This window comes from Roseospira navarrensis, assembly GCF_009601025.1.
Taxonomy (GTDB): Bacteria; Pseudomonadota; Alphaproteobacteria; order Rhodospirillales; family Rhodospirillaceae; genus Rhodospira; species Rhodospira navarrensis.
On record NZ_WIVE01000028.1, the window covers coordinates 30402 to 52996 of the forward strand.

Annotated in this window: 19 protein-coding genes; 12 read left to right on the forward strand and 7 right to left on the reverse strand. The window is 69.2% G+C overall.

Annotation, left to right across the window (positions count from 1 at the left end; translation table 11 throughout):
• Positions 1-3 precede the first annotated feature (3 nt).
• Positions 4-474: a (2Fe-2S)-binding protein gene (locus GHC57_RS10240; RefSeq protein ID WP_153343824.1), complete on the reverse strand. Its 471-nt coding sequence runs from the start codon at positions 472-474 to the stop codon at positions 4-6.
• Positions 475-1028: 554 nt separating this feature from the next.
• On the opposite strand from GHC57_RS10240, the gene GHC57_RS10245 reads away from it, so the two are divergent.
• The 3 genes from GHC57_RS10245 (at position 1029) to GHC57_RS10255 (ending at position 4229) form a co-directional block, all read left to right on the forward strand.
• Positions 1029-1553 carry an SH3 domain-containing protein gene (locus tag GHC57_RS10245; protein WP_246152250.1) on the forward strand — a complete coding sequence of 175 codons (525 nt, stop codon included), beginning with the start codon at positions 1029-1031 and terminating at the stop codon, positions 1551-1553.
• A complete protein-coding gene (locus GHC57_RS10250) occupies positions 1550-2881 on the forward strand; it encodes an MFS transporter (protein ID WP_170294815.1) in 1332 nt (443 codons plus the stop codon). The genes GHC57_RS10245 and GHC57_RS10250 overlap by 4 nt, the downstream gene beginning before the upstream one ends.
• 91 nt (positions 2882-2972) lie before the next feature.
• Positions 2973-4229: a NupC/NupG family nucleoside CNT transporter gene (locus GHC57_RS10255; RefSeq protein WP_153343825.1), complete on the forward strand. Its 1257-nt coding sequence runs from the start codon at positions 2973-2975 to the stop codon at positions 4227-4229.
• A 4-nt stretch (positions 4230-4233) separates the two neighbouring features.
• Here the strand turns inward: GHC57_RS10255 and GHC57_RS10260 are convergent, their stop codons facing one another.
• Positions 4234-5115, reverse strand: a complete 882-nt coding sequence (locus GHC57_RS10260; protein WP_153343827.1) for a COG3904 family protein — start codon at positions 5113-5115, stop codon at positions 4234-4236.
• Positions 5116-5121: 6 nt separating this feature from the next.
• Positions 5122-6390: a hypothetical protein gene (locus GHC57_RS10265; RefSeq protein ID WP_153343831.1), complete on the reverse strand. Its 1269-nt coding sequence runs from the start codon at positions 6388-6390 to the stop codon at positions 5122-5124.
• Between the two features lie 573 nt (positions 6391-6963).
• On the opposite strand from GHC57_RS10265, the gene GHC57_RS10270 reads away from it, so the two are divergent.
• Positions 6964-7743: an acyl-[acyl-carrier-protein] thioesterase gene (locus tag GHC57_RS10270; protein WP_170294816.1), complete on the forward strand. Its 780-nt coding sequence runs from the start codon at positions 6964-6966 to the stop codon at positions 7741-7743.
• 10 nt (positions 7744-7753) lie between these two features.
• Here the strand turns inward: GHC57_RS10270 and GHC57_RS10275 are convergent, their stop codons facing one another.
• The 4 genes from GHC57_RS10275 to serA form a co-directional block, all read right to left on the reverse strand.
• Positions 7754-8668 (reverse strand): LysR family transcriptional regulator, encoded by a 915-nt coding sequence (locus GHC57_RS10275; RefSeq protein ID WP_425500664.1) that lies wholly within the window; start codon positions 8666-8668, stop codon positions 7754-7756.
• A gap of 269 nt (positions 8669-8937) precedes the next feature.
• Positions 8938-9900 carry a thioredoxin-disulfide reductase gene (gene trxB, locus GHC57_RS10280; protein ID WP_153343843.1) on the reverse strand — a complete coding sequence of 321 codons (963 nt, stop codon included), beginning with the start codon at positions 9898-9900 and terminating at the stop codon, positions 8938-8940.
• Positions 9901-10096: 196 nt separating this feature from the next.
• Positions 10097-10711 carry a peroxiredoxin gene (locus GHC57_RS10285; RefSeq protein WP_153343845.1) on the reverse strand — a complete coding sequence of 205 codons (615 nt, stop codon included), beginning with the start codon at positions 10709-10711 and terminating at the stop codon, positions 10097-10099.
• A 219-nt stretch (positions 10712-10930) separates the two neighbouring features.
• A complete protein-coding gene (gene serA, locus GHC57_RS10290) occupies positions 10931-12166 on the reverse strand; it encodes a phosphoglycerate dehydrogenase (RefSeq protein WP_425500665.1) in 1236 nt (411 codons plus the stop codon).
• 93 nt (positions 12167-12259) lie between these two features.
• On the opposite strand from serA, the gene GHC57_RS10295 reads away from it, so the two are divergent.
• The 8 genes from GHC57_RS10295 to GHC57_RS10330 form a co-directional block, all read left to right on the forward strand.
• Positions 12260-12730, forward strand: coding sequence for a RidA family protein (locus GHC57_RS10295; RefSeq protein WP_153343847.1), 471 nt, complete (start codon positions 12260-12262; stop codon positions 12728-12730).
• 339 nt (positions 12731-13069) lie between these two features.
• Complete coding sequence (locus GHC57_RS10300; RefSeq protein WP_170294817.1) at positions 13070-15466, forward strand: ATP-binding protein; 2397 nt, start codon at positions 13070-13072, stop codon at positions 15464-15466.
• Positions 15467-15591: 125 nt separating this feature from the next.
• A complete protein-coding gene (locus GHC57_RS10305; protein WP_170294818.1) occupies positions 15592-15846 on the forward strand; it encodes a type II toxin-antitoxin system prevent-host-death family antitoxin in 255 nt (84 codons plus the stop codon).
• On the forward strand, positions 15846-16274 hold the full coding sequence (locus tag GHC57_RS10310) for a type II toxin-antitoxin system VapC family toxin (RefSeq protein WP_153343853.1): 429 nt from the start codon (positions 15846-15848) through the stop codon (positions 16272-16274). The genes GHC57_RS10305 and GHC57_RS10310 overlap by 1 nt, the downstream gene beginning before the upstream one ends.
• A 616-nt stretch (positions 16275-16890) precedes the next feature.
• Positions 16891-18009: a DNA polymerase III subunit beta gene (gene dnaN, locus GHC57_RS10315; RefSeq protein ID WP_153343855.1), complete on the forward strand. Its 1119-nt coding sequence runs from the start codon at positions 16891-16893 to the stop codon at positions 18007-18009.
• Complete coding sequence (gene recF, locus GHC57_RS10320; RefSeq protein WP_153343857.1) at positions 18009-19205, forward strand: DNA replication/repair protein RecF; 1197 nt, start codon at positions 18009-18011, stop codon at positions 19203-19205. Before dnaN ends, recF begins: the two co-directional genes overlap by 1 nt.
• Before the next feature lie 31 nt (positions 19206-19236).
• Positions 19237-21648 carry a DNA topoisomerase (ATP-hydrolyzing) subunit B gene (gyrB, locus tag GHC57_RS10325; RefSeq protein ID WP_153343859.1) on the forward strand — a complete coding sequence of 804 codons (2412 nt, stop codon included), beginning with the start codon at positions 19237-19239 and terminating at the stop codon, positions 21646-21648.
• Positions 21649-21705: 57 nt separating this feature from the next.
• On the forward strand, positions 21706-22595 hold an 890-nt coding region (locus tag GHC57_RS10330), incomplete at its 3' end, for a hypothetical protein (RefSeq protein WP_153343861.1).

The following is a 22595-nucleotide window of genomic DNA, read 5'->3' on the forward strand; positions in this document are numbered from 1 at the left end:
GCGTCACCCCTTCGCCGGGTCGGACAGGGACGTGGCCGCCGTCCGGATCGCGGCGTGGATGCGGCCATAGGTGCCGCAGCGACACAGGTTGCCGTTCATCGCCGTCCGGATGGCCGCGTCATCGGGGTCGGGGGTCTCCGCCAGAAGGGCGGCGGCCCGCATGATCTGCCCCGGCTGGCAATGGCCGCACTCGGTTGCGTCATGCGTCAGCCAGGCCGCCTTCAGCGCGTCCCCGATGGGACCGGACAGGCCCTCGATGGTCGTGATCTCGGCATCCCCCAGATCACCGACATAGGCCTGGCAGGCCTGCACCGCGTCGCCGTTGACGAGAACCGTACAGGCCCCGCATTGCGCGATGCCGCAGCCGTACTTGGTGCCGGTCAGGTTCAGGACATCCCGCAGGGCGGACAGCAGGGAGGTGTCAGGGGCCACGTCGATCGACTTCGACGAGCCGTTGACTGTCAGGCGCGCCATGCGGACTCCGTCTTCATTTCAGGATCACGATCGTTACACGAGTTCGTCGTCCGATCCCGGCCCCGTGTGCCGTGGTGGGACGGGTGCATCATGGGCACACATAGGACATCCCGCCGGTGGCGGAAAGAGGGCGCGTCGGCGGCGCAAGCGGACGCCGACGCCAGGGTAACGGGCTCAGGGTCACGGCCTTGCTCTTCCAGGTCTTTGTAGGGGGGCGGAGACCTGCTTTCGGGGTCCTTCAGCCGCTTCGCGGCTTCAGGATGACATCTTATGGTTTTCGTATGTCATCCCGAGTGAGCGAAGCGAGACGAGGGATCTCGAGAGGCCTGCTCCGACAGCGCGGACCGTGCCGTCATGTTAACTCGAGCCCGTTGCCGTGATGCGGACGCGCGCGGCCTTGACCGCCATGAGGTGGGGACCGCACTATTGGGCGCGATTTGGGCGGAAACAATGATGGGGGCCATAAGGGCGCGATGACCAGGCGGGCTTCGCGGATATGGGGGGGGGTGACGGGGGCGGTGCGGACCGGGACTCCGGGTCTCGCGTGCGCGCTGATGGCCGCGATGCTGGCCGTGGCCGTGGCCGTGGTGGTGGCCGTGCCGGCGGCGGCGCAGGACCCGGGCGCCGCTGACGAGGGGCCCGTGACCGGGCCGAGCGGGCTGCCGCTGCCCCGCTTCGTCTCGCTGGGCTCGAACAAGGTCAACCTGCGCATCGGTCCCGGCATCCGCTATCCGGTCGCGTGGGTCTACCAGCGCAAGGGCCTGCCGCTGGAGATCCTGCGCGAAAGCGAAGACTGGCGGAACGTGCGCGACCCGGCCGGGGCCACCGGCTGGATGCACCGGAACATGCTGTCCAGCGGCACCCGCACGGCCGTGGTGATCGGGGAGATCCGCCAGCCGCTGTTGCGCCGTCCGGCGGCCGACGCCGAGCCGGTGGCGGAGGTGGAACCGGGCGTGGTGGTCACGCTGCTGCAATGCCCGCTGGACGGCCTGCACTGCCGGGTGGAAACCGACCGCTTCCAGGGCTGGCTCGCCCGGGGCGCCCTGTGGGGCATCCATGACAGCGAGGCCATTGAGTGAGGGGGCCGGGCGCCCCGCCTCCGGCCGGCGATGCCCCCCGCTTCGCGCCCGCCGCCGCATGGTGCCTGTACGACTGGGCCAATTCGGCCTTCCCCACCGTCATCGCCACCTTCGTCTTCTCGGCCTACTTCACCAAGGCCGTGGCCGAAACGCCGGAGCAGGGGACCACCCTGTGGGCCTGGGCCACCGCGCTGTCCGGGCTGCTGATCGCGATCCTGAGCCCGACCCTGGGCGCGATCGCCGATCGGGGACGCCGCCGCAAGCCCTGGCTGGCGGCCTTCTCGCTGCTGACCATCGTGTCGTCGGGTCTGCTGTACTTCGTGGCGCCCGACCCGTCCTTCGCGCTGCTGGGCCTGCTGCTGGTGGTGATCGCCAACACGGCGTTCGAGGTCGGCATCGTGTTCTACAACGCCCTCTTGCCGGCGGTGGCGTCCGAGCGCTGGCTGGGGCGGATCTCGGGTTGGGCCTGGGGCCTGGGGTATGCCGGCGGGCTGGCGGGACTGGTGATCGCCCTGTTTCTGTTCGTGCAGGCCGATCCGCCGCCGTTCGGACTGGACCCGGGCGAGGACGCGCTGGAGAACATCCGCGCCACCTGCCTGCTGGTCGCCGTCTGGTATGCCGCGTTCGCCTGGCCGCTGTTCCTGTGGGTGCCCGACGGCGCGCCGGACGAGGACCGGCCGACGGCCCGCCTGCCGGTCCTGGCGACGGTGCGGCAGGGGCTCGCCACCCTGTGGGCCAGCCTGCGCACGCTGCCCCGCCGCGACCCCAACCTTCTGCGCTTCCTGATCGCGCGCATGCTCTACACCGACGGCCTGAACACCCTGTTCGCGTTCGGCGGCATCTATGCGGCCGGCACGTTCGGCATGGGCTTCGACCAGATCGTCCTGTTCGGCATCGCCATGAACATCGCCGCCGGCCTGGGGGCCGCCGCCTTCGCCTGGGTGGACGACTGGATCGGCTCGCGCGCGACCGTCATCATCGGGCTGCTGGGCATGACGGGCTTCGGGATCGGCATCCTGCTGGTCGAGGATGTCACCTGGTTCTGGATCCTGGGCCTGTCCATGAGCGTGTTCTTTGGCCCCGTCCAGGCGCCGAGCCGCACCCTGATGGCCCGACTGGCCCCGCCCGAGATGCGGGCCGAGATGTTCGGCCTGTTCGCGCTCTCGGGGCGGATCACGGCCTTCATGGGGCCGCTGGTGCTGGGCTGGGTGGTGGCGCTGACGGGCAGCCAGCGCCTCGGCATGGCCTCCATCCTGCTGTTCCTGATCCCGGGCCTGCTGCTGATGCTGACGGTGCGCGACCGGATGCCTGAGCCCGTGGCGCGCTGATCCCCGCGGCGGGCCGGCGCGGTTGTTCCGTCCAGGGCACCCCGTATAATGCGCGCCGCAAAGGCCATGGCGGTGCAGGGGGATTGTGACGATGACGGCGGTGCAGGGACTGTTGGGGGTGGTCGCCATCGTGGCGCTGTGCTGGGCGCTGAGCGAACGGCGGCGGGACATTCCATGGCGGCCGGTCCTGATCGGGCTGGCGCTGCAACCGATCCTGGCTCTGATCCTGCTGAAGACGCCCGGCGCGCCGACCGTCTTCGTGTGGCTCAACGGCGCGGTGCTGGCGGTGCAGGAGGCCACGCGGGCCGGCACCTCCTTCGTGTTCGGGTTCGTCGGTGGCGGTGATCTGCCGTTCGAGGAGCCCTTCCCGGGCGCGGCCTTCGTGCTGGCCTTCCAGGCGCTGCCGCTGATCCTGGTGGTCAGCGCCATCACCTCCGTCCTGTTCTACTGGCGGGTGCTGCCGGTGATCGTGAACGGCCTCGCCTGGGGCCTGCGCCGGACCATGGGCGTGGGCGGCGCGGTCGGGCTGTCGTCGGCCGCCAACGTCTTCGTCGGCATGGTCGAATCGCCGCTGTTCATCCGGCCCTACATCGACCGCATGAGCCGGGCCGAGCTGTTCATGATGATGACCGTGGGCATGGCGACCATCGCCGGCACGGTGATGGTGCTGTATGCCAGTTTCCTGGGCGGGATCCTTGAAACGCCGCTGGCGCACATCCTGATCGCGTCCATCATCAGCGCACCGGCGGCGCTGGCCATCGCCCTGATGTTGGTGCCGGGCGACCCGGACGAGGCCCCAACCGAGGCCAAGTTCAAGCTGCCCCCGCCCGAGGCCCGCAACACCATGGAGGCGGTCCTGCTGGGCACGCGCGACGGCGTGACGCTGCTCATCAACGTGACCGCCATGCTGCTGGTGATGGTCGCGCTGGTGAGTCTCGTCAATCAGGCGCTGGGGCTGTTGCCCATGGTCGCGGGCGAGGCCCTGACCCTGGAGCGTGTGCTGGGATGGGTCATGGCGCCGGTCATGTGGCTGATCGGCATTCCCTGGGCCGAGGCGACCACGGCCGGGGCGCTGATGGGCACCAAGACCGTGCTGAACGAGCTGCTCGCCTACGCCGCCATGGCGGGCCTGCCGGCGGAGGCTCTGTCGGCCCGCAGCGAACTCATCATGACCTATGCCCTGTGCGGGTTCGCCAACTTCGGCTCGCTGGGCATCATGCTGGGCGGCCTGACCGCCATGGCGCCGGAGCGGCGGGGCGACATCGTCTCGCTGGGCGGGCGCACCATCGTGTCCGGCACCCTGGCGACCCTGATGACGGGGGCCGTGGTCGGCTTGATCGGGGGGTAGCGCCCTACCGCAGCCGGATGTTGGCGCTGACGATGGTCGCGAGGCCGGTCTCGCGGAGCTGGTCCTCCGTCAGCACATAGAGGTCCTCGAACGGCGTTTCCATGGCGAGGCGCCAGACCAGCGGGTCCACGTCCATGCTTTCCAGATGGGTCATGATGTCGGCGGCCGAGGCCTGCCCGGCCTCCCACGCGTCGGCGGGTGACGCGCCGGCCGAGATCTGGTGCAGGCGCGACCGATGCACGCCGACCCAGGCGTCGGGGTAGACGACGCGCTCGATCCCGCCGGCCAGGATCAGCGGGCAGGCGGAGAAGCAGAAGCCCTCGCGCGGGATGATGGTCTTCAGGTCGCGCTCGCGCACCCGGGCGGACATGGTGAGCGCCTCGCCGACCACGCCGCCGCGCGAGATCAGGACCAGGTACCGGGCCGTTTCGCCCGTGTCGGCGTCGAAGCGGCGGAACTGCTCGGCCGTGCCGGTGGCGATGTCCCCGACCGCCAGGATATAGGGCACATCGGCGGCGGTGGTGTCGAACGTGAAGCGCATGCGCTCGAACGGCGGCGCATCGATGGGCGTGCCGTCCGGCAGGCTGGGATTGGCGGGGCGGTCCGGCGAGTCCTTGGGCACGATCTCCGGCCGGTAGGGCCGCACATGGTCGCCCGGGCTGGGGCGCGGGATCACGGTCGGTTCGGGTCGTGTGCCGGGGCCCTCGGGGGCCGGGCCGAACTGCGGGAACGCCCCGGCCGCGTCCAGCACCATGCCGCCGATGCAGGCCACGGCCATGACCTGGAACAGCCGTCGCAGCGCCCAGCCGGTCGGCCGGGCCTCGATCCAGGCCCGCAGGCGGCCCGGGGATCCGGCCCATTCGGCGCGCGTGGGCTCGGCCTCCATGGCCCGTTACTCCGCCGCCGACCGCGCCGGGCGGGGCGCGGCGGAGGGCTGCGCCGCCGGGTCTTCGGTATGGGCGGCGGCGGGCGTGGCGGTGCGGTCCCGTTCCGCCTCGATCCGGCGCAGCGCCGTCATGGCGGCCTGGAGGTCCTTGAGGGTCATGGTCTCTTCGACCGGCAGCGGGTCCTCGTAGCTGCGGATGGCGGATTGCACGATCATCAGGATGAACACGATCACGCCCGGCAGCAGGTCGATGGCGATGGCGCCGGCCCAGGAGGGAATGAAGTCCTCGGCGTAGATCAGCACGGCCTCGGCGGTCGAGATGGGCGTGAAGCGCGGGGTCTCGACCGTGGGGGCGTCCAGCACCTCGGCGGCGGCCTGGGCCAGGGCCAGGGACTGCGCCTGGATGGTCTCGCGCACGGACTGCACCACCACGGCCTGCCGCTGGCGCAGGTCGGTGGAGGCCCCGTCGGGCGCGGGCGCGATGAAGCTGCGCGACAGGTCCTCCGCCGCGCGCTTGACGGCGGGGGCAACCGAGGTCTGCTTCAATTCCGCGACCAGACCGGCGACCTGCACGGCCTCCTCGGAAAAGGCGATGGAGCGTTCCTCCACCGCGCCCTGCGAGGCGACCAGTTCGCGCATCCGCCGCAGGTGGTCGGTGCCCTGGGCGAACAGGCTCGCCACCTCCTCGCGGGAGGCCGCGATCTGGCCTTCCAACTCACGCAGTTGCCCGGCCATCTGGGTGAGAAGCTGCACCACGGTCCCGGACCCGCTGGTGCCGGTCAGGGTGCCGTCCCGGCGCTCCTGGTCGGCGAGGGACTCGAAGTTGCCGGCGGCGATGCGGATGTCCGGCAGCAGGCCCTGGGCGGCGAGCGCCTGTTCGTGGGCGGCTTCCAGGGTCTCCTGGTAGTCCTCCACGGTCTCCGCCAGATGCTGTTCGACCGCCGCGGACCCGGCCAGCGCGGCCGCGTTCAGCCACGAGGACATGGCGACGATGGCCGCCGCCCCGATCAGCATGGCGACGGTCATCTGGGCGCGCCGCCGGGGGCAGCGCAGCAGCGGGAAAAACCGCAGGATGTAGGTCCAGAAGACGTAGATGCCCACGGACACGGCGATGGCGTAGGCCACGGCGGCGGCGGCGCTGAGCCCGCTCGATCCGTCCAGCAGGCCCTTGACGCCGATGTAGGTGTAGACCCCCGACGCCAGCGCCAGGATGCCCAGCGCGGCCGAGGTGGTCGTGGCCAGATCGGAAATGCCGGTCTTGAGATCGCGCGCCATGCGGCCGTCCCTTGTTCCTGCGCTGAAGGATGTCAGGGGCAGCGTGATGCCGCCTTGTGGCCATTTCATGGAGTCGGATCGGTCCGGCGTGTCAGGGCTCCGAATCCAGATGACCGGGGTATCACGGTTCGTGCCACATCACGAGATCCTTCGCGCCCTTAGGGCGCTCAGGATGACAAGAACTACGAATAGTGTGTCATCCTGAGAGAGCGAAGCGACCGAAGGATCTCGGGAGGTGGGTTCGACCCCCACCAGTGTCACAGACCGGCAATCCGGGTTCGGAGCCCTGTCCGGCGTGCAGGGCAACGGGTTCAGGTTAACATGACGGCACGGTCCGCGCTGTCGGAGCAGGGCTCTCGAGATCCCTCGTCTCGCTTCGCTCACTCGGGATGACACACTAAAATGATAGGATGTCATCCTGAAGCCGCGAAGCGGCTGAAGGACCTCGAGCGCAGGTCTCCGACTCCCTGCAAAAAATCTGGAAGAGCGATCCCGTTAACCTGAGCCCGTCGCCCTGGTCCGGCGTGTCGGATGGGTTGCCGAGGCGGACGGCCCGACACTACCATGCGCGCCATGACCACGACGCACCCCATCTGGACCGCCCACTATCCCGTCAACACCCTCGTTCTCGACCACCGCAAGCGGCTGGGTCTGGTCGGCCTGCTGCAGATCCTGCAGGACGTGGCGTGGCTGCACGCCCGGCACCTGGGGCATGGCTACGAGGCCATGATGGACCGGGGCACCCTGTGGGTGCTGGCCCGCTTCCAACTCGCGATCCTGGGGCCCCGGCCGACCTGGGGCCAGGATGTGACCGTGCGCACCTGGGTGCGGCCGCCGGCCGGCCCCATCGCCCTGCGTGATTACGAGATCCTGGCCGAGGACGGCGCCCCCGTCGCCGAGGCCACCGCCGGGTGGCTGACCCTGGACGCCGCCAGCCGCCGCCCGCGCAAACTCGCCCTCGATGGGGACGGCCGGTTCCCGTACCGCCGGGACGGGACGTTGACCCTTCAGCCCGGCAAGCTGCCGCCCCGGACCGATCTGCCCGAGGTCGCCCGGGTGGCCGTCCACAACAGCGACCTTGATGTGAACGGGCACGTCAACAACACGCACTATGCCCGCTGGATCCTGGACACGCTGCCCCTGGCGGAGATCGAGGCGCACAGGCTGGTCCGCTACGAGATCAACTTCCTGGCCGAAAGTGCGCTGGGCGATACCGTGATCGTGGAGCGCGGCCCGATGGACGCCGTAACGGGCGCGGGGGCGGTGGACGCGGTCGATGTGCAGGTGCAGGGCCGCCGCGCCAGCGACGGCGCGGTGCTGTTCGTGGCCCGCCTGGGGGCCGAGCGACGGTAGGGCCGGCCTGTCAGAACCGCCGCTGGGCCAGTTCGCGGATCAGGAAGTCGCGGAACACCTCGACCTTCTTGGAGTGCCGCAGTTCCTCGGCATAGACGAAGTAGATGGTGACCTCGGGCCCGCGCAGGTCCGGCAGCACCTTCACCAGATTGGCGGCTTCCAGGCTGAAGTATTCCGGCAGCGCGGCGATGCCCAGCCCGCTCTGGACGGCGCGGAACATGCTGTAGATGTTGTTGACGCGCAGGATGGGCTTGCGCTTGGGCCGGTCCGGGCTGGCCCCGGCCTCCAGCAGCCAGTTCATGCGCTCGACGGGCGGTTTGAACTTCTCGCCGTAGATGATGATGTTGTGGGTGTCCAGGTCCTCGGGCGACTGCGGGATGCCGTGCTGCTTGATGTACTCCGGCGCGGCGAAGCAGTGATAGTGCATGGTCACGAGCTGGCGCTTGACCAGATCGGGCTGGCGCGGCGGCATGAAGCGCAGGGCCACGTCCGCCTCGCGCATGGCCAGATCCAGCTCGCCGTCGTTCTGGATGATGGTCAACTCGATTTCCGGATAGCGCTCCAGGAACCGCTTGACGCGCGGCGTCAGCCACAGCGAGCCGAAGGCCACGGTGGTGGTGATGGTCAGCTGTCCTTCCGGGCGCTCGCGCGTCTCGCCCAGCTTGGCCTCCACCATGGCCAGCTTGGCGAACACCTCGTGGACGGTGCGATAGAGCATCTCCCCGGCCTCGGTCGGGATCAGGCCCCGCGCGTGCCGGTGGAAGAGGGTGACCCCCAGGCTTTCCTCCAGGCCGCTGATCTGTCGGCTGACGGCGGACTGGCTGAGATTCAATGATTCCCCGGCATGGGTGAAACTGCCGGCGTCGGCCACCGCGTGAAACACGCGCAGCTTGTCCCAGTCCATCGCGCCTCCCCGCGCTGGCATCGCAGCATCCTCCCTGGTCCTGGGGTCTTGGCCCCGGTGTCCTGCGGCCTTCTTTTCGTTGTGATCCCTGCCGTCAGAAACCGAAGGGCAGGGTCGGATGGTGGGAGCCCGTCGCGCCCCCCCAAAGCCCCACCCATTCGACCCTGTTCCGAGGGGCAAGATCAAGAGCGATCGCCAACCTGTTTGGTCGGAAAGAAGGAATCGGCGGGGGCGGGGGGGCCGCGATGCGGGAACCGGCGGCCGGGCCGGGACCGAGGGTTCCGATGGGGTCAGGCCGCGGCCTCGGTCGTTTCGCCGTGGGCGACCAGGAAGCGGTCGGCTTCCAGCGCCGCCATGCAGCCGGTGCCGGCGGCGGTGACGGCCTGACGGAAGACGTGGTCCTGCACATCGCCCGCCGCGAACACCCCGGGGATGCTGGTGGCGGTGCTGTCGGGTTTGGTGAGGAGATAGCCGGTCTCGTCCATCTCAAGCTGGCCGTTGAACAGGTCCGTGTTGGGCTGGTGCCCGATGGCGATGAACACGCCGTCCACGGCCAGGTCCGAGGTCTCGCCGGTCTGGGTGTCGCGCAGCCGCACGCCCGTCACACCGGCGGGCATGCCGCCGCCCAGGATCTCGTCCACCACGCTGTTCCAGCGCACCGCGATCTTCGGGTTGGCGAACATGCGCTCCTGCATGATGCGCTCGGCGCGCAGGCTGTCGCGGCGATGAATCAGGGTCACCTTGGAGGCGTGGTTGGTCATGTAGATGGCTTCCTCGACGGCCGTGTTGCCGCCGCCGATGACCGCGACCTCCTTGCCGCGATAGAAGAACCCGTCGCAGGTCGCGCAGGCGGACACGCCCAGGCCGGAGTATTTCTTCTCGCTGTCCAGGCCCAGCCATTTGGCGCTGGCGCCGGTGGCGATGACCAGGGTCTCGCCGATGAACACGTCGCCGGAGTCGCTCTTGCAGACGAAGGGGCGCTTGGACAGATCGGCCTCGACGATGATGTCGTCGAAGACGCGGGTGCCCACGTTCTGCGCCTGGGCGCGCATCTGCTCCATCAGCCAGGGGCCCTGGATGGGATCGGCGAAGCCGGGGTAGTTCTCGACATCGGTGGTGATGGTGAGCTGACCGCCCGGCTGCAGGCCGGCGACCATGATCGGCTCCAGGCTGGCGCGGGCGGCATAGATCGCGGCGGTGCAGCCGGCGGCACCCGAGCCCAGCACCAGCACCTTGGTACGGTATTCAGCCATGACGAGACGTGTCCTTGATGGGCCGGCGCCGGTCCCGGGCAGGGCGGGAGAGGGGCCGCGCCAAGTGGTGTTGATGGCCTGACGGTAAATATGGAAACCGGGCCGGTCAAAGGAAACGGGGCGCCCCGATGGAGCGCCCCGTTTCCGTCGCGGTCGGTGGCGGAGCCGGCCCGGGGACCCGCTCCGCCATCGGTGCTTACAGCGCGTCGGCGTGCTCCGACAGGAAGGCGGCCACGCCGTCCGGCGTCGCCGTCATGCCGGCTTCGCCCTTCTTCCAGCCGGCGGGGCAGACCTCGCCGTGCTCTTCGTGGAACTGCAGGGCGTCCACCATGCGCAGGGACTCGTCCACGTTGCGGCCCAGCGGCAGGTCGTTGATGACGTAGTGGCGGATGTTGCCGGCCTTGTCGATCAGGAACGAGCCGCGCAGCGCCACGCCCATGTCCAGCAGCACGCCGTAATCCTTGGCGATCTGCTTGGTCAGGTCGGCGACCAGCGGGAACTTGACCTGGCCCAGGCCGCCCTGCTCGGTCGGGGTCTTCTTCCACGCCAGGTGGGTGAAGTGGCTGTCGATGGACACGCCCACCACCTTCACGCCGCGCTGCTCGAACTCGCCCAGGCGATGGTCGTGCGCCAGAATCTCGGACGGGCACACGAAGGTGAAGTCCAGCGGATAGAAGAAGATCAGGGCGTAGGAGTCCTTGATGTACTCGCTCAGCGTGAACGACTCGTTGATGGTGTTGTCGCCCATGACGGTCGGCGCGGTGAAGTCCGGCGCCGGCTGGCCGATCAGGTTGCCAATGGTCTCGGTCATCTCTGGAATCTCCCTCTTGTTCCCGTCAGGGGACGCGGATGGCTGCTTTGATAAAGGACGGACGGCGGCCGGTTTCAAGGCCGGGCCGGCGCGATCCGACCCGCGCCGACCCGTTGTTTAGAACAGTTCCAATAATAGCCCTCGCGGCGGGGAACGCAAGCCCCCGCGTGCCCCATTCCGCGTGCGGGATGAGGACCCGCCAGAGGTCAGCGGCCCGTCCTACAGCAGAAAGCGCGTCCGGATGGTGCCGGGGATGGCGGCCAGGGCCTTGCGGATGCCCATGCCGGCCTCGATGTGGGCGTCGATGTCCACGACCACGTAGCCGATGTCGCCGTCCGTCCGCAGGTACTCGCCGGAGATGTTCATGCCGCGCGTGGCGAAGATCTCGTTGATGGCGCTCAGCACGCCCGGGACGTTCCTGTGGATGTGCATGAACCGGCTGACATCGTCGTTTTCGGGCAGGGCCACCTCGACGAAGTTCACGGCGCCGGCCGTGGAGCCGTTGTCGGAGTACTTCACCAGCTTCTCGGCCACCTCGGCGCCGATGTTGGCCTGGGCCTCCTCGGTCGAGCCGCCCACATGCGGGGTCAGGATCACGTTGCGCAGGCCGCGCAGCGGCGACTCAAACGTGTCGTTGCCCCCCTTGGGCTCCTTCGGGAACACGTCCACGGCGGCCCCCCGCAGGTGGCCGCGCCGCAGGCTGGCGGCGAGGGCGTCGATGTCCACCACCTCGCCCCGGGCGGCGTTGATGAGCAGACTGCCGGGCTTCATCAGGGCCAGCTCGCGTTCGCCGATCATGTCGCGGGTGGTCGGCGACGAGGGCACGTGCAGGCTGACCACGTCGGACGTCTCCAGCAGGGCGTCGAGCGAGGGCAGCGACGAGGCGTTGCCGAGCGCCAGCTTCTCCACGATGTCGTAGAAGACGACCTTCAGGCCCATGGCCTCCGCCATGATCGACAGCTGCGAGCCGATGTGGCCGTAGCCGACGATGCCCAGGGTCTTGCCGCGCACCTCGTGGCTGCCCTCCGCGCTCTTCATCCAGCCGCCCTCGTGGGCGGACCAGGACTTCTCGAAGGTGCCGCGGAACAGGCAGATGATCTCGGCCAGCACCAGTTCGGCCACCGAGCGGGTGTTGGAGTAGGGCGCGTTGAACACGGGAATGCCGCGCATCTTGGCGGCCTTCAGGCTCACCTGATCGGTGCCGATGGAGAAGCAGCCGATGGCCATCAGCTTTTCGGCGGCCTCCAGCACCTCGTCGGTGACCTGTGAGCGCGAGCGGATGCCAAGGATATGCGTCTCCGCCAGCGCGTCCTTCAGCGCGTCGCCGGACAGCGCGGTCTTCAGGTGGCGGACGCTGGTGTAGCCGTGGCGCTCGAACAGGGCGACGGCGTTCTCGTGGACGTTCTCCAGGAGCAGGACGTTGATCCTGTCCTTGGGCATTGAAAGCTTGCTCACGACGGTCGGGTTCTCCAAGACTGTGGACACGAAACGGGGGCGGGGGACCGCTTCTCCTACCACAGAGCACCCGCGAACACGAAAGGGGTTTTCATGACAGGACAGATCGAGGCCCGGTTGGCCGAACTGGGGATCACGGTGCCGGAGGCGGTTGCGCCGGTCGCCAACTACGTGCCCGCCGTCACGACCGGGTCGCTGGTCTTCATGTCGGGGCAGATCCCCCTGGCCGGCGGCAAGCCCGCCTTCACCGGCCTGCTGGGCGGCGGTCTGTCGCTGGAGGACGGGCAGGCGGCCGCGCGGCTGTGCGGCGTCAACCTGATCGCCCAGGTGAAGGCGGTATGCGACGGCGACCTGGACCGGGTGCGCCGGGTCATCCGGCTGGGGGTGTTCGTGGCCGCGACCCCCGACTTCACCGACCATCCCAAGGTCGCCAACGGGGTCTCCGACCTGATGGGCGCGGTGTTCGGCGACATCGGCCGCCATGCCCGTGCGGCCGTCGGCTGTTCCTCGCTGCCGCTGGGGGTGCCGGTGGAGGTGGAAGGCCTGTTCGAGATCGCCCCCTGACCGGGGCTAGGCAACGGGATCATGGCCCTGGGTGAGATCCTGCGGACCATCGTGCGCGCGGGCTTTGGCGTGACCGCACCGCCATGCATCTACCGACGGCGGCATAGGACCGCGCAGGGACCGAACAAAGCGAGGGATCGCCTTGTGCGCGCCCGTGGCGGGAGCTAGGCTGAGCGGCGATGTCCTGAACTGGGGTGGCGTCATAGGACTATGAAAAAGCCGTCCTTGCGGACCGTTTTCGTTGTGTCGGCCCTCGTGATCATTTTGATTACAAGCGGTGCGGTCGGGTATATCGCCACCCTGAATGCAACGCTGACCCTGAAATCGGTCACGGAGACCTTGCACAGGGAAGTGTCGGCGCGGGTGTTCGGTCACCTGAAAGCCTACCTGGACATGCCCCAGGTCCTTCTGATCCAGAACGACCGCCTGCTGTCTTCCGGCATCATTCCGACGGACGACCAGGCGGCGCTGCAGGCCCTGTTCCTGCAACAGGCGACGATCCCGGTGCCCGCGACCAGCATCTATTTCGGCAACACGGCGGGGGGACTGGCTGGCGCGGGCCACGAAGGAGAGCGGAACGCCTTCTACACCACCGGGACCGAGGGGTTCACCGCCGGGCGCTTCAGGAAAATCGAGACGACGCCGGACGGCCGCGCGGGGGCCGTCGTGGCGTCCCTGCCGGCCTACGACGCCCGGCAGCGCCCCTGGTACACGGCCGCGCTCGAACGGGACGGAGGGACGTGGGGCAAAGTCTACGTCCTGTTCACGCGGCATGATCTGTCCCTGCCCGCCAGCCGCGCCGTGCGGGCGCCGGACGGGCGCCTGATCGGGGTGCTGGGCGTCGATCTGTTCGTCTCGGCCATCGGCGACTTCCTGGAGGATCTGCACGCCGGAACGGACGGCATCACCTACATCATGGAGCCGTCGGGGCTTCTGATCGCCTCGTCCACGGCCGAGCGGCCGTTCCACATCGAGGGGCCGTTGGGCACGCCTACCGGGCGGCTGTCGGCGTTGGACAGCGTCCGGCCAGAGGTGGCCGAAAGCGCGCGGCTGATCCTGTCCGGGGCGCTCTCCCCGGACCATGGCCCGAAGACCATGCCTCCGACCGGGCCGGAGGGGGGCGGCGTGCCGCAGGTCGGCCGCATCACGGTGGGGGGCGAGACGTTCGTGGTCGGGGCCACGCCCTTTGAGGATCCCAGGGGCCTGTCCTGGATCATCGCGACCGTCGTGCCGGTTGCCGCCCATGAAGCCCCCATCGTGGCGGTCAACCTGCGGACCCTGGCGCTGACCACCCTGGCGGTCGCGCTCATCGCGGGACTGGCGACCCTGATGATCCGCCGGGCCCTGGCGCCGCTGGCCGACGTGGCGGCGTCGGCCGGTGCGGTGGGGCGGGGCGATCTGTCCCGGACTCTGCCGGAGCGCGGCGGCGATGAGGTGGGCGCCGTGGCCCGGGCCTTCAACGAGATGATCCGGCGCCTGAGGGCGGCGCAGGCGTTGCAGGACCGCCATCTGGCGGACCTGAGTGCGGCGGAGGACAGGTTCCGTCGCCTGTTCCGGAATGCCGAGGTCGCCATCTGCAACGAGGACCTCTCCGACCTGATGGCGGGTCTGGATGCGTTGCGAACGCAGGGGGTCACGGACCTGCGGGCTCATCTGCGGGCTCATCCCGAGGTGCTGCGGGACTTCGCCGCCCGTGTCCGGGTCATTGACGCCAACCCGGCGACGCGACGCCTGCTTGGGCTCGATCCCGAGGGCGGCCCTGTTCCGCGGTTCGCCGACCACTTCATGGACACCACCTGGGACCTGTTCGTGGAAATGCTGTGTACCGCCTGGACCGGCGGGGCGCAGTTCCGCATGGAGGGGCGAATCCGCACCCGGAGCGGCGAAGAACGCGACGTGCTGTTCTGCACGCCCATTCCGAAGACCGCCGAGGAGTCGCGGGTCGTGCCGGTCAGTCTGGTGGACCTGACCGAGCAGAAACGCGCCGAGGCGGCCCTGCGTCTCAAGAACGAGGAACTGGAGCGCTCCAACGCCGAGCTGGAATCCTTCGCCCATGTGGCCGCGCACGATCTCCGCGAACCGCTGCGCACCGTGACGTCATATGTCACGCTGTTGCGGCGCCGCCTGGGGGACCGCCTTGCCCTCGATGAGGGCGAGTTCATGGGCTTCATCCATCAAGGCGCGCTGCGCATGGATGCGCTGGTCAGCGATCTCCTGGAGTTCGCCCGCGTGGGGCGGGCGGACAGACCGGCGGCCGCCGTGTCCCTGCGGGCCGTGGTGGAGGCCGCCATGGATGGAATGCGTGCGCAGATCGATCTGACCGAGGCCCGGGTGTCCGTCGCGCAGGACCTGCCGACCGTACGGGGGCACGCCGATGATCTGGGGCGCGTTTTCACGAATCTGATCGGAAACGCGGTCAAGTATCGCCAGCCGGGCCGGCCGCTTCAGATCGAGATCGGCGCCGAGGTTCTGTCCCCGGAGGTGGCCACGGGCGCGCCGATGGTGCGGGTGTTCGTGCGCGACACCGGCATCGGCCTGCCGGCCGGCGAGGGCCAGGAAGAGCGGATCTTCGGCCTGTTCAAGCGCCTGCACCACCGCGAGGCCTTCGGCGGGGGAACCGGCCTCGGTCTGGCCATCTGCAAGAAGGTGGTCGAGTACCACGGCGGCCGCATCTGGGCGGAGTCGGCGGGCGAGAACCAGGGCAGCACCATCTGGTTCACGCTGCCGCTGGCGTGACGCGGGCGGCCTAAGCATGAAAAAAAGGGGGTCATCACCGAAGCCCGGGGAGAGTCGATCGACCTTTGCTAGGGCGCCCACGACGTAGTAACATCACTACCACCAGTTCGGCGAAGGAGGTCATCGTGCCGATCACCACCCTGTCCAGCCGCGAACTCAATCAGGATGTTGGCCGGGCCAAAAAGGCGGCACGGCAAGGGCCCGTCTTCATCACCGACCGGGGCAAGCCTTCCCATGTTCTTCTGAGCATTGAGGACTATGAGAACCTGACCAGCCGAGGCCGGAATATTGTGGAGGCCCTGTCAATGCCGGGGTTATCCGACATTGCTTTTGAGCCCCCGCCCGTGCGGATCGGGAGTCACGTTCCGGATCTCTCCTGATGCTCTATGTGCTCGATACCAATGTCGTTTCGGAACTGCGCAAGGCGGGCGACGGGAGAGCGGACAAGGGGGTGACCGACTGGCTGGCCGGGGAGGATGCACCCCGCTTCTTCCTCTCTGTCGTGACGCTCTTGGAACTCGAAATCGGCGTTGGTCGGGTCGAACGGCGTGACCCGGCCCGGGGTGCGCGGTTGCGCGAATGGATTGACGGCCGTGTCCTGCCCGAGTTTTCGGGCCGCGTTCTTCCGATCGACATACCCGTCGCCCTTCGGTGCGCCAAACTGCATGTGCCGGATCCGAGAGCAGAAAGGGACGCGCTGATCGCCGCGACCGCTCTTGTTCACGGCATGACCGTGGTCACGCGGAACGTGGGAGATTTCCGGGAGACGGGCGTTCCCTTCCTGAACCCCTGGCTCGAACGGCCGTAACCGTCCACTCCCACCTGTGGCGATGGGGCCTCTTGCGCTGGCGAACGATCCGGCCCCGGAGATCTGCTTTCGGCCTGTCGCGGCTGTCCCTGGGCAAAAAAAACCCCGGAAAGCGAAGGCTTTCCGGGGCAAGTGGAACAGGGAGGTTTCACGTCTGGGAGACGTCGGGAACCTGTCGGAGACAGGACCCGCACCGGATGAGACACCCGATGTTCCGGATCGGCCCCAAGTGGTTATCGCTATCATCGCGACCGCGCACCCAGTGCCGAACAACCGTCTCGGCCAACGCCGATGTGCGTAAGGTAATGAGACGCCCCTCTGGACACCACACTGATTTGCGAACATTTGCCATGCAACGGTCGCATGGCTAGGGGTGCGTTATGCGCAATTTGAATAGACTTCCACGTTTTCACGCCCGTCCCACCCGCTGTTCCACCCGCCGCCCGGGTCGATCACCCGGCTGATCGGGCGCTGACCGGCGCCATACGGGCCGGCTGTCGCGAGACGTGCGCAGGTGCGGAATTTCACTTTGGGCCCCAGGGTCGCATGAGTATACTGTGCGGCCCCGCGCCGGCCCGCCCGCCGCTCCGACATCCCAGACAAAAACGAACCGGCCATGCAGTTGACCATTGAGCGTTCCGCCCTGCTGAAGTCCCTCGGCCATATCCAGAGTGTCGTCGAGCGCCGCAACACCATTCCCATCCTGTCCAACGTGAAGCTCGATGCCCGCGACGGTGCGCTGGGCCTGAACGCCACGGACATGGATCTGGAGATCGCCGAGTCCGTCGGCAGCGACATCGCCAAGGCGGGGGCCTCGACCGCGCCGGCCCACACGCTGTACGACATCGTCCGCAAGCTGCCGGACGGTGCGCAGGTGGAACTGAGCCTGGACGGCGAGGGCAACCATCTGGTGCTGCGCTCCGGCCGGTCGCGCTTCAACCTCGCCTGCCTGCCGGTGGACGAGTTCCCGGCCATGAGTGCGGGCAGCTATACGCACAGCTTCTCGGTCTCGGCCGCCGACCTGCGCGGCATGATCGACCGCACGCGGTTCGCCATCTCCACCGAGGAGACGCGCTATTACCTGAACGGCATCCACCTGCACGCCACCACCAGCGACGGTGTGCCGGTGCTGCGCGCGGTGGCCACCGACGGCCACCGGCTGGCCCGGGTCGAGGTGCCGCTGCCCGACGGGGCGGCCGGCATGCCGGGCATCATCGTGCCGCGCAAGACGGTGGCGGAACTGCGCAAGCTGATCGACGAGACCGGCATGGACGTCTCGGTGTCCCTGTCCGACTCCAAGATCCGCTTCGCCTTCGACGACTGCGTCATGGTCTCCAAGCTCATCGACGGCACCTTCCCGGACTATGAGCGGGTCATCCCGACGGACAACGACAAGGTCCTGGAGATCGACGCCGCCACCCTGGGCAAGGCGGTGGACCGGGTGTCGGCCATCTCCGCCGAGAAGTCCCGGGCCGTGAAGATGGCGGTGGAGAAGGGGCAGGTCACCCTCTCGGCCAACAGCCCGGATGCGGGCAGCGCCGTGGAGGAGATCGAGGCCAGCTACGACGCGTCCCCGATCGAGATCGGCTTCAACAGCCGGTACCTGCTGGACATACTGGGGCAGGTCGAGGGCGATGCCGTGCGGCTGGTCATGGCCGATGCCTCCGCGCCCACGGTGATCCGGGACGTGGCCGACGGCTCCGCCATCTATGTGCTGATGCCGATGCGGGTGTGATGGCGCCCGCAGGACCGCCCCCGTATCGGTTCGCCGCCAATGCATCGCCGCCGGTCACCGCCGCTTTGCCGGCGGTCCGGCGGCTGACCCTGACCGACTTTCGCTGCTATGACTGGCTGCGCCTGGACGTGGAGCCATCCTCGGTGGTGCTGACCGGGCCCAATGGCGCCGGCAAGACCAACGTGCTGGAGGCGCTGTCGCTGCTCACCCCGGGGCGCGGGCTGCGCACCGCGCGGCTGGGCGAGATCACGCGGCATGGGGCGGCGTCCGGGGCCTGGGCGGTGGCCGCCACGTTGGATACGGACAGCGGGCCGGTCACCCTGGGCAGCGGCCTCGTCGGCGGGGCAGAGGGCGCCGGTGGACCCGACCGTCGGGTCGTCCGGGTCAACGGCGAGACCGCGCGCGGGCAGACCGAGCTGGGCCGGCACGTGGGCGCTCTGTGGCTGGTGCCGGCGATGGACGGCCTGTTCCGGGACGGCGCCAGCGGCCGGCGGCGGTTCCTGGACCGGCTCGTGCAGGCGCTCGACCCCGACCACGCCGGGCGCTGCGCGGCCCATGCCCACGCCCTGCGCGAGCGCAGTCGCCTGCTGCGGGAGGGGCGGGGCACGTCGTCCTGGCTGGATGCCCTGGAAGACACGCTGGCCCGCTACGGGGTCGCCATCGCCGCCGCCCGTCAGGATCTGGTGGGCCGTCTTTCGGCCGCGCTGGCCGAGGCGGTGGGGCCGTTCCCCCGGGCCACCATGACGCTGGATGGCGCGGTGGAAACGGCGCTCGCCCGACGCCCGGCGCTGGCGGTGGAGGACTGGCTGCGCGACTCCATGGCGGCGACCCGGGCCAGTGATGCCGACGGCGGCGGCGGCACGGCCATCGGGCCGCACCGCACCGATCTGCTGGTGCGCCACGCCGGCCGGGATCTGCCGGCGGCGCAGTGCTCCACGGGCGAGCAGAAGGCCGTCCTGATCGCCCTGATCCTCGCCCATGCCCGCGTCGTGGCCACTGCGCGGGGCGGGGCGCCGCTGCTGCTGCTGGACGAGGTGGTGGCCCATCTGGATGCGGAGCGCCGGGCCGCACTCGCCGCCACTCTGGCCGGGCTCGGGGCCCAGGCCTGGCTGACCGGGACCGACGTGGCGCTGTTCGAGTCGTTTGCGGGTCAGGCGCAATTTCTCCGTCTCGCCGACGGCAATCTGGTAGACTGATTCACTTTTTCGATCACGAATGGGACCCAGCATGGCGCAGCAGGCATACGACGCCGAATCCATCAAGGTATTGAAGGGGCTGGAGGCCGTCCGCAAGCGGCCGGGCATGTACATCGGGGACACCGACGACGGCTCCGGGCTGCACCATATGGTTTACGAGGTCGTGGACAACGCCATCGACGAAGCGCTGGCCGGCCACTGCGACCGCACCGAGGTGATCCTGAACGCCGACGGCTCGGTGACCGTGCGCGACAACGGGCGCGGCATCCCCGTGGACCTGCACCGGGGCGAGGGCGTGTCGGCGGCCGAGGTCATCATGACCCAGCTCCACGCCGGCGGAAAGTTCAACCAGGACAGCTACAAGGTCTCCGGCGGCCTGCACGGCGTGGGGGTCTCCGTGGTCAACGCGCTGTCGGAGTGGCTGGATCTGCGCATCTGGCGCGACGGCAAGGAACACCACATCCGCTTTCGCGACGGCAAGGCGGAAGCGCCGCTGTCCGTGGTCGGAGACTGCGGAGACACGACGGGCACCGAGATCACCTTCAAGGCCTCGACCGCCGTGTTCACCAACACGACCTACGAGTTCAAGACGCTCGAACACCGGCTGCGCGAGCTGGCGTTCCTGAACTCCGGCGTCTATCTGAAACTGGTGGACGCCCGCGCCGGCGAGGCCGTCAGCGTGGATCTGCATTACGAAGGCGGCATCGAAGCCTTCGTGAAGTACCTCGATACCTCCAAGACGGCCCTGCATGCCCCACCCATCACGGTGATGGGGGAGCGCGACGGCATCGTGGTCGAGGTCTCGATGGAGTGGACCGACAGCTACCACGAGACCATGCTGTGCTTCACCAACAACATCCCCCAGCGGGACGGCGGCACCCATCTGGCCGGGTTCCGCGGCGCGCTGACGCGCACCCTGAACCACTACGCCCAGGAGTCGGGCCTGCTGAAGAAGGAGAAGGTCACCCCCACCGGCGACGACATGCGCGAGGGTCTGACCTGTGTGCTGTCCGTCAAGGTGCCGGACCCGAAGTTCTCCAGCCAGACCAAGGACAAGCTGGTCTCGTCGGAGGTCCGGCCGGTGGTCGAGAACATCACCGCCGACCGGCTCGGCCAGTGGCTGGAGGAGCACCCGCAGGAAGCCCGCAAGATCGTCGGCAAGATCGTCGAGGCGGCTGCCGCGCGCGAGGCGGCCCGCCGCGCCCGCGACCTGACCCGCCGCAAGGGGGCGCTCGACATCTCCAGCCTGCCGGGCAAGCTGGCGGACTGCCAGAACCGCGATCCGGCCCAGTCCGAACTGTTCATCGTCGAGGGAGACTCGGCCGGCGGCTCCGCCAAGCAGGGGCGCGACCGGGCATTTCAGGCCATCCTGCCCTTGAAGGGCAAGATCCTGAACGTGGAGCGGGCGCGCTTCGACAAGATGCTGTCGTCGGCGGAAATCGGCACGCTGATCGCCGCGCTGGGCACGGGCATCGGCCGCGACGATTTCGATATCGCCAAGATCCGCTACCACAAGATCATCATCATGACGGACGCCGACGTGGACGGCAGCCATATCCGCACGCTGCTGCTCACGTTCTTCTTCCGTCAGATGCCGGAGATCATCGAGAAGGGCTATCTCTACATCGCCCAGCCGCCGCTCTACCGGGTCAAGCGCAGCGGATCCGAGGTCTATCTCAAGGGTGACCGCGAGATGGAGCAGTATTTGATCCGCAGCGGCCTGGACAAGCTGCGCCTGATCCTGGCCGACGGCAGCGCCATGATCGGCGAGGACCTGCGCGCCCTGGCCGAACAGGCGCGGCTGTTCAAGCACTCGCTGGAGGCGATCAGCCGCCGCGTGCCGGTGTGGGTGCTGGAGCAGATGGCCGTGGCCGACGGCTTCGATCCCGAAGTGCTGGCCGATCCGGCGGCCGCCGGCGCGCGCGCGGCCGAGGTGGCGCAGCGACTGGATCGCCAGGAGGACGACATCCGTCGGGGCTGGCGGGGCGAGGCCCTGCCCGGGGACGGCAGCCTGCTGTTCACCCGCACCCTGCGCGGGGTGACGGAGCGTCATCACCTGGACGCCGCGCTCCTGCACAGCGCCGAGGCCCGCTATCTGCACGGGCGGGCCGCCGATCTGCGGGCCGCCTTCGACGCCCCGGTCCTGCTGGAAACCCCGGACGGGCCATTGACCGTCTACGGCCCCGCCGGGCTGGCCGACGCCGTCATGGCGGTCGGCAAGAAGGGGCTCAGCCTGTCGCGCTACAAGGGCCTGGGCGAGATGAACCCGGAACAGCTCTGGGAAACCACCCTGGACCCCAACGCCCGCTCGCTGCTGCAGGTGAAGGTGAGCGCCGTGGACGACGCGGAGGGGATTTTTTCCCGCCTGATGGGCGATCTGGTGGAGCCGCGCCGCGACTTCATCCAGGAAAACGCCCTCAACGTCGTCAACCTGGACATCTGACGGCGGCGGCCCCTCCCTGCCTGGGGGTCGCATCCGCCGCGCGCCGAGCCCGTTCGCATGTCGCAGCCCTCCGCCATTCGCGTCGTCCAGGCCCGGCCGCCCGGGGTGCCCGGGGCCTCCGCCCTGGACGACCTGGCGGCGATCACCGTGGAGGGGCTGCGGGCGCTGGGCCACACCGTGGACCACGCCACGGAGGACATCGACCCCGAGACCCTGACGATCCTGATCGGCGGCCACCTGCTGGAGTCGCGGGGGATCGAGGCCGTGCCGCCCGAGGTGGTGGTCTACAACGCCGTGACGGTGCCGCCGGGCGGGCTGGCGGACCGCTTTCCCGGCTATGCCCGCCTGCTGGCGCGCAACCCGGTGTGGGACGTCAGCCGGACGTCCCTGGACGCGCTGGCCGCGTTCAGCAGCCGGACCGCGGGCGACGGGCTCCAGCACGTGCCGCCGGGCTGGGTGCCCGGCCTGGGGCGGGTGCCGGTGGCGCGCGCCCAGGATATCGGGTTGCTCTACATCGGGCCCATGGATCGGGTTCGCTGGCGCCTGCTGGCCGACCTGGAGTCCCAGGGCCACGCCGTGCGCCATGTGGCGGAGGTCTATGGCAACAAGCGCGACGCCCTGGTGGCGCGCGCCCGGCTGGTGCTGGAACTGGCGCCGATGGAGGACCAGACGCCGGAGCCCACGCGGCTGCTCTACCTGCTGTCGAACCGCAAGGCGGTGCTGGCGGAATCCACGCCCGAGCTGGAGGCGGATGCCCTGCTGCGCACCGGCGTGCGGCTGGCGTCCCTTGAGGAACTGACGCGGGCCGCGCAGCGCCTGGGGAATGACATCGACGGCCGCAACGCCCTGGAACTGCGCGGGCTGGACGCGGTGCGGCGGCGCGACGCCGCCTCGGTGCTGAAGCGGGCGCTGGCCGACCTGCCGGCGCGGGCGACCCGGCCCCGTCC

Coding starts and splice junctions, on each gene's coding strand:
- GHC57_RS10240 (WP_153343824.1), bottom strand. CDS start 474: ATGGCGCGCCTGACAGTCAACGGCTCGTCGAAGTCGATCGACGTGGCC.
- GHC57_RS10245 (WP_246152250.1), top strand. CDS start 1,029: ATGGCCGCGATGCTGGCCGTGGCCGTGGCCGTGGTGGTGGCCGTGCCG.
- GHC57_RS10255 (WP_153343825.1), top strand. CDS start 2,973: ATGACGGCGGTGCAGGGACTGTTGGGGGTGGTCGCCATCGTGGCGCTG.
- GHC57_RS10260 (WP_153343827.1), bottom strand. CDS start 5,115: ATGGAGGCCGAGCCCACGCGCGCCGAATGGGCCGGATCCCCGGGCCGC.
- GHC57_RS10265 (WP_153343831.1), bottom strand. CDS start 6,390: ATGGCGCGCGATCTCAAGACCGGCATTTCCGATCTGGCCACGACCACC.
- GHC57_RS10270 (WP_170294816.1), top strand. CDS start 6,964: ATGACCACGACGCACCCCATCTGGACCGCCCACTATCCCGTCAACACC.
- GHC57_RS10275 (WP_425500664.1), bottom strand. CDS start 8,668: ATGCCAGCGCGGGGAGGCGCGATGGACTGGGACAAGCTGCGCGTGTTT.
- trxB (WP_153343843.1), bottom strand. CDS start 9,900: ATGGCTGAATACCGTACCAAGGTGCTGGTGCTGGGCTCGGGTGCCGCC.
- GHC57_RS10285 (WP_153343845.1), bottom strand. CDS start 10,711: ATGACCGAGACCATTGGCAACCTGATCGGCCAGCCGGCGCCGGACTTC.
- GHC57_RS10295 (WP_153343847.1), top strand. CDS start 12,260: ATGACAGGACAGATCGAGGCCCGGTTGGCCGAACTGGGGATCACGGTG.
- GHC57_RS10310 (WP_153343853.1), top strand. CDS start 15,846: ATGCTCTATGTGCTCGATACCAATGTCGTTTCGGAACTGCGCAAGGCG.
- dnaN (WP_153343855.1), top strand. CDS start 16,891: ATGCAGTTGACCATTGAGCGTTCCGCCCTGCTGAAGTCCCTCGGCCAT.
- recF (WP_153343857.1), top strand. CDS start 18,009: ATGGCGCCCGCAGGACCGCCCCCGTATCGGTTCGCCGCCAATGCATCG.
- gyrB (WP_153343859.1), top strand. CDS start 19,237: ATGGCGCAGCAGGCATACGACGCCGAATCCATCAAGGTATTGAAGGGG.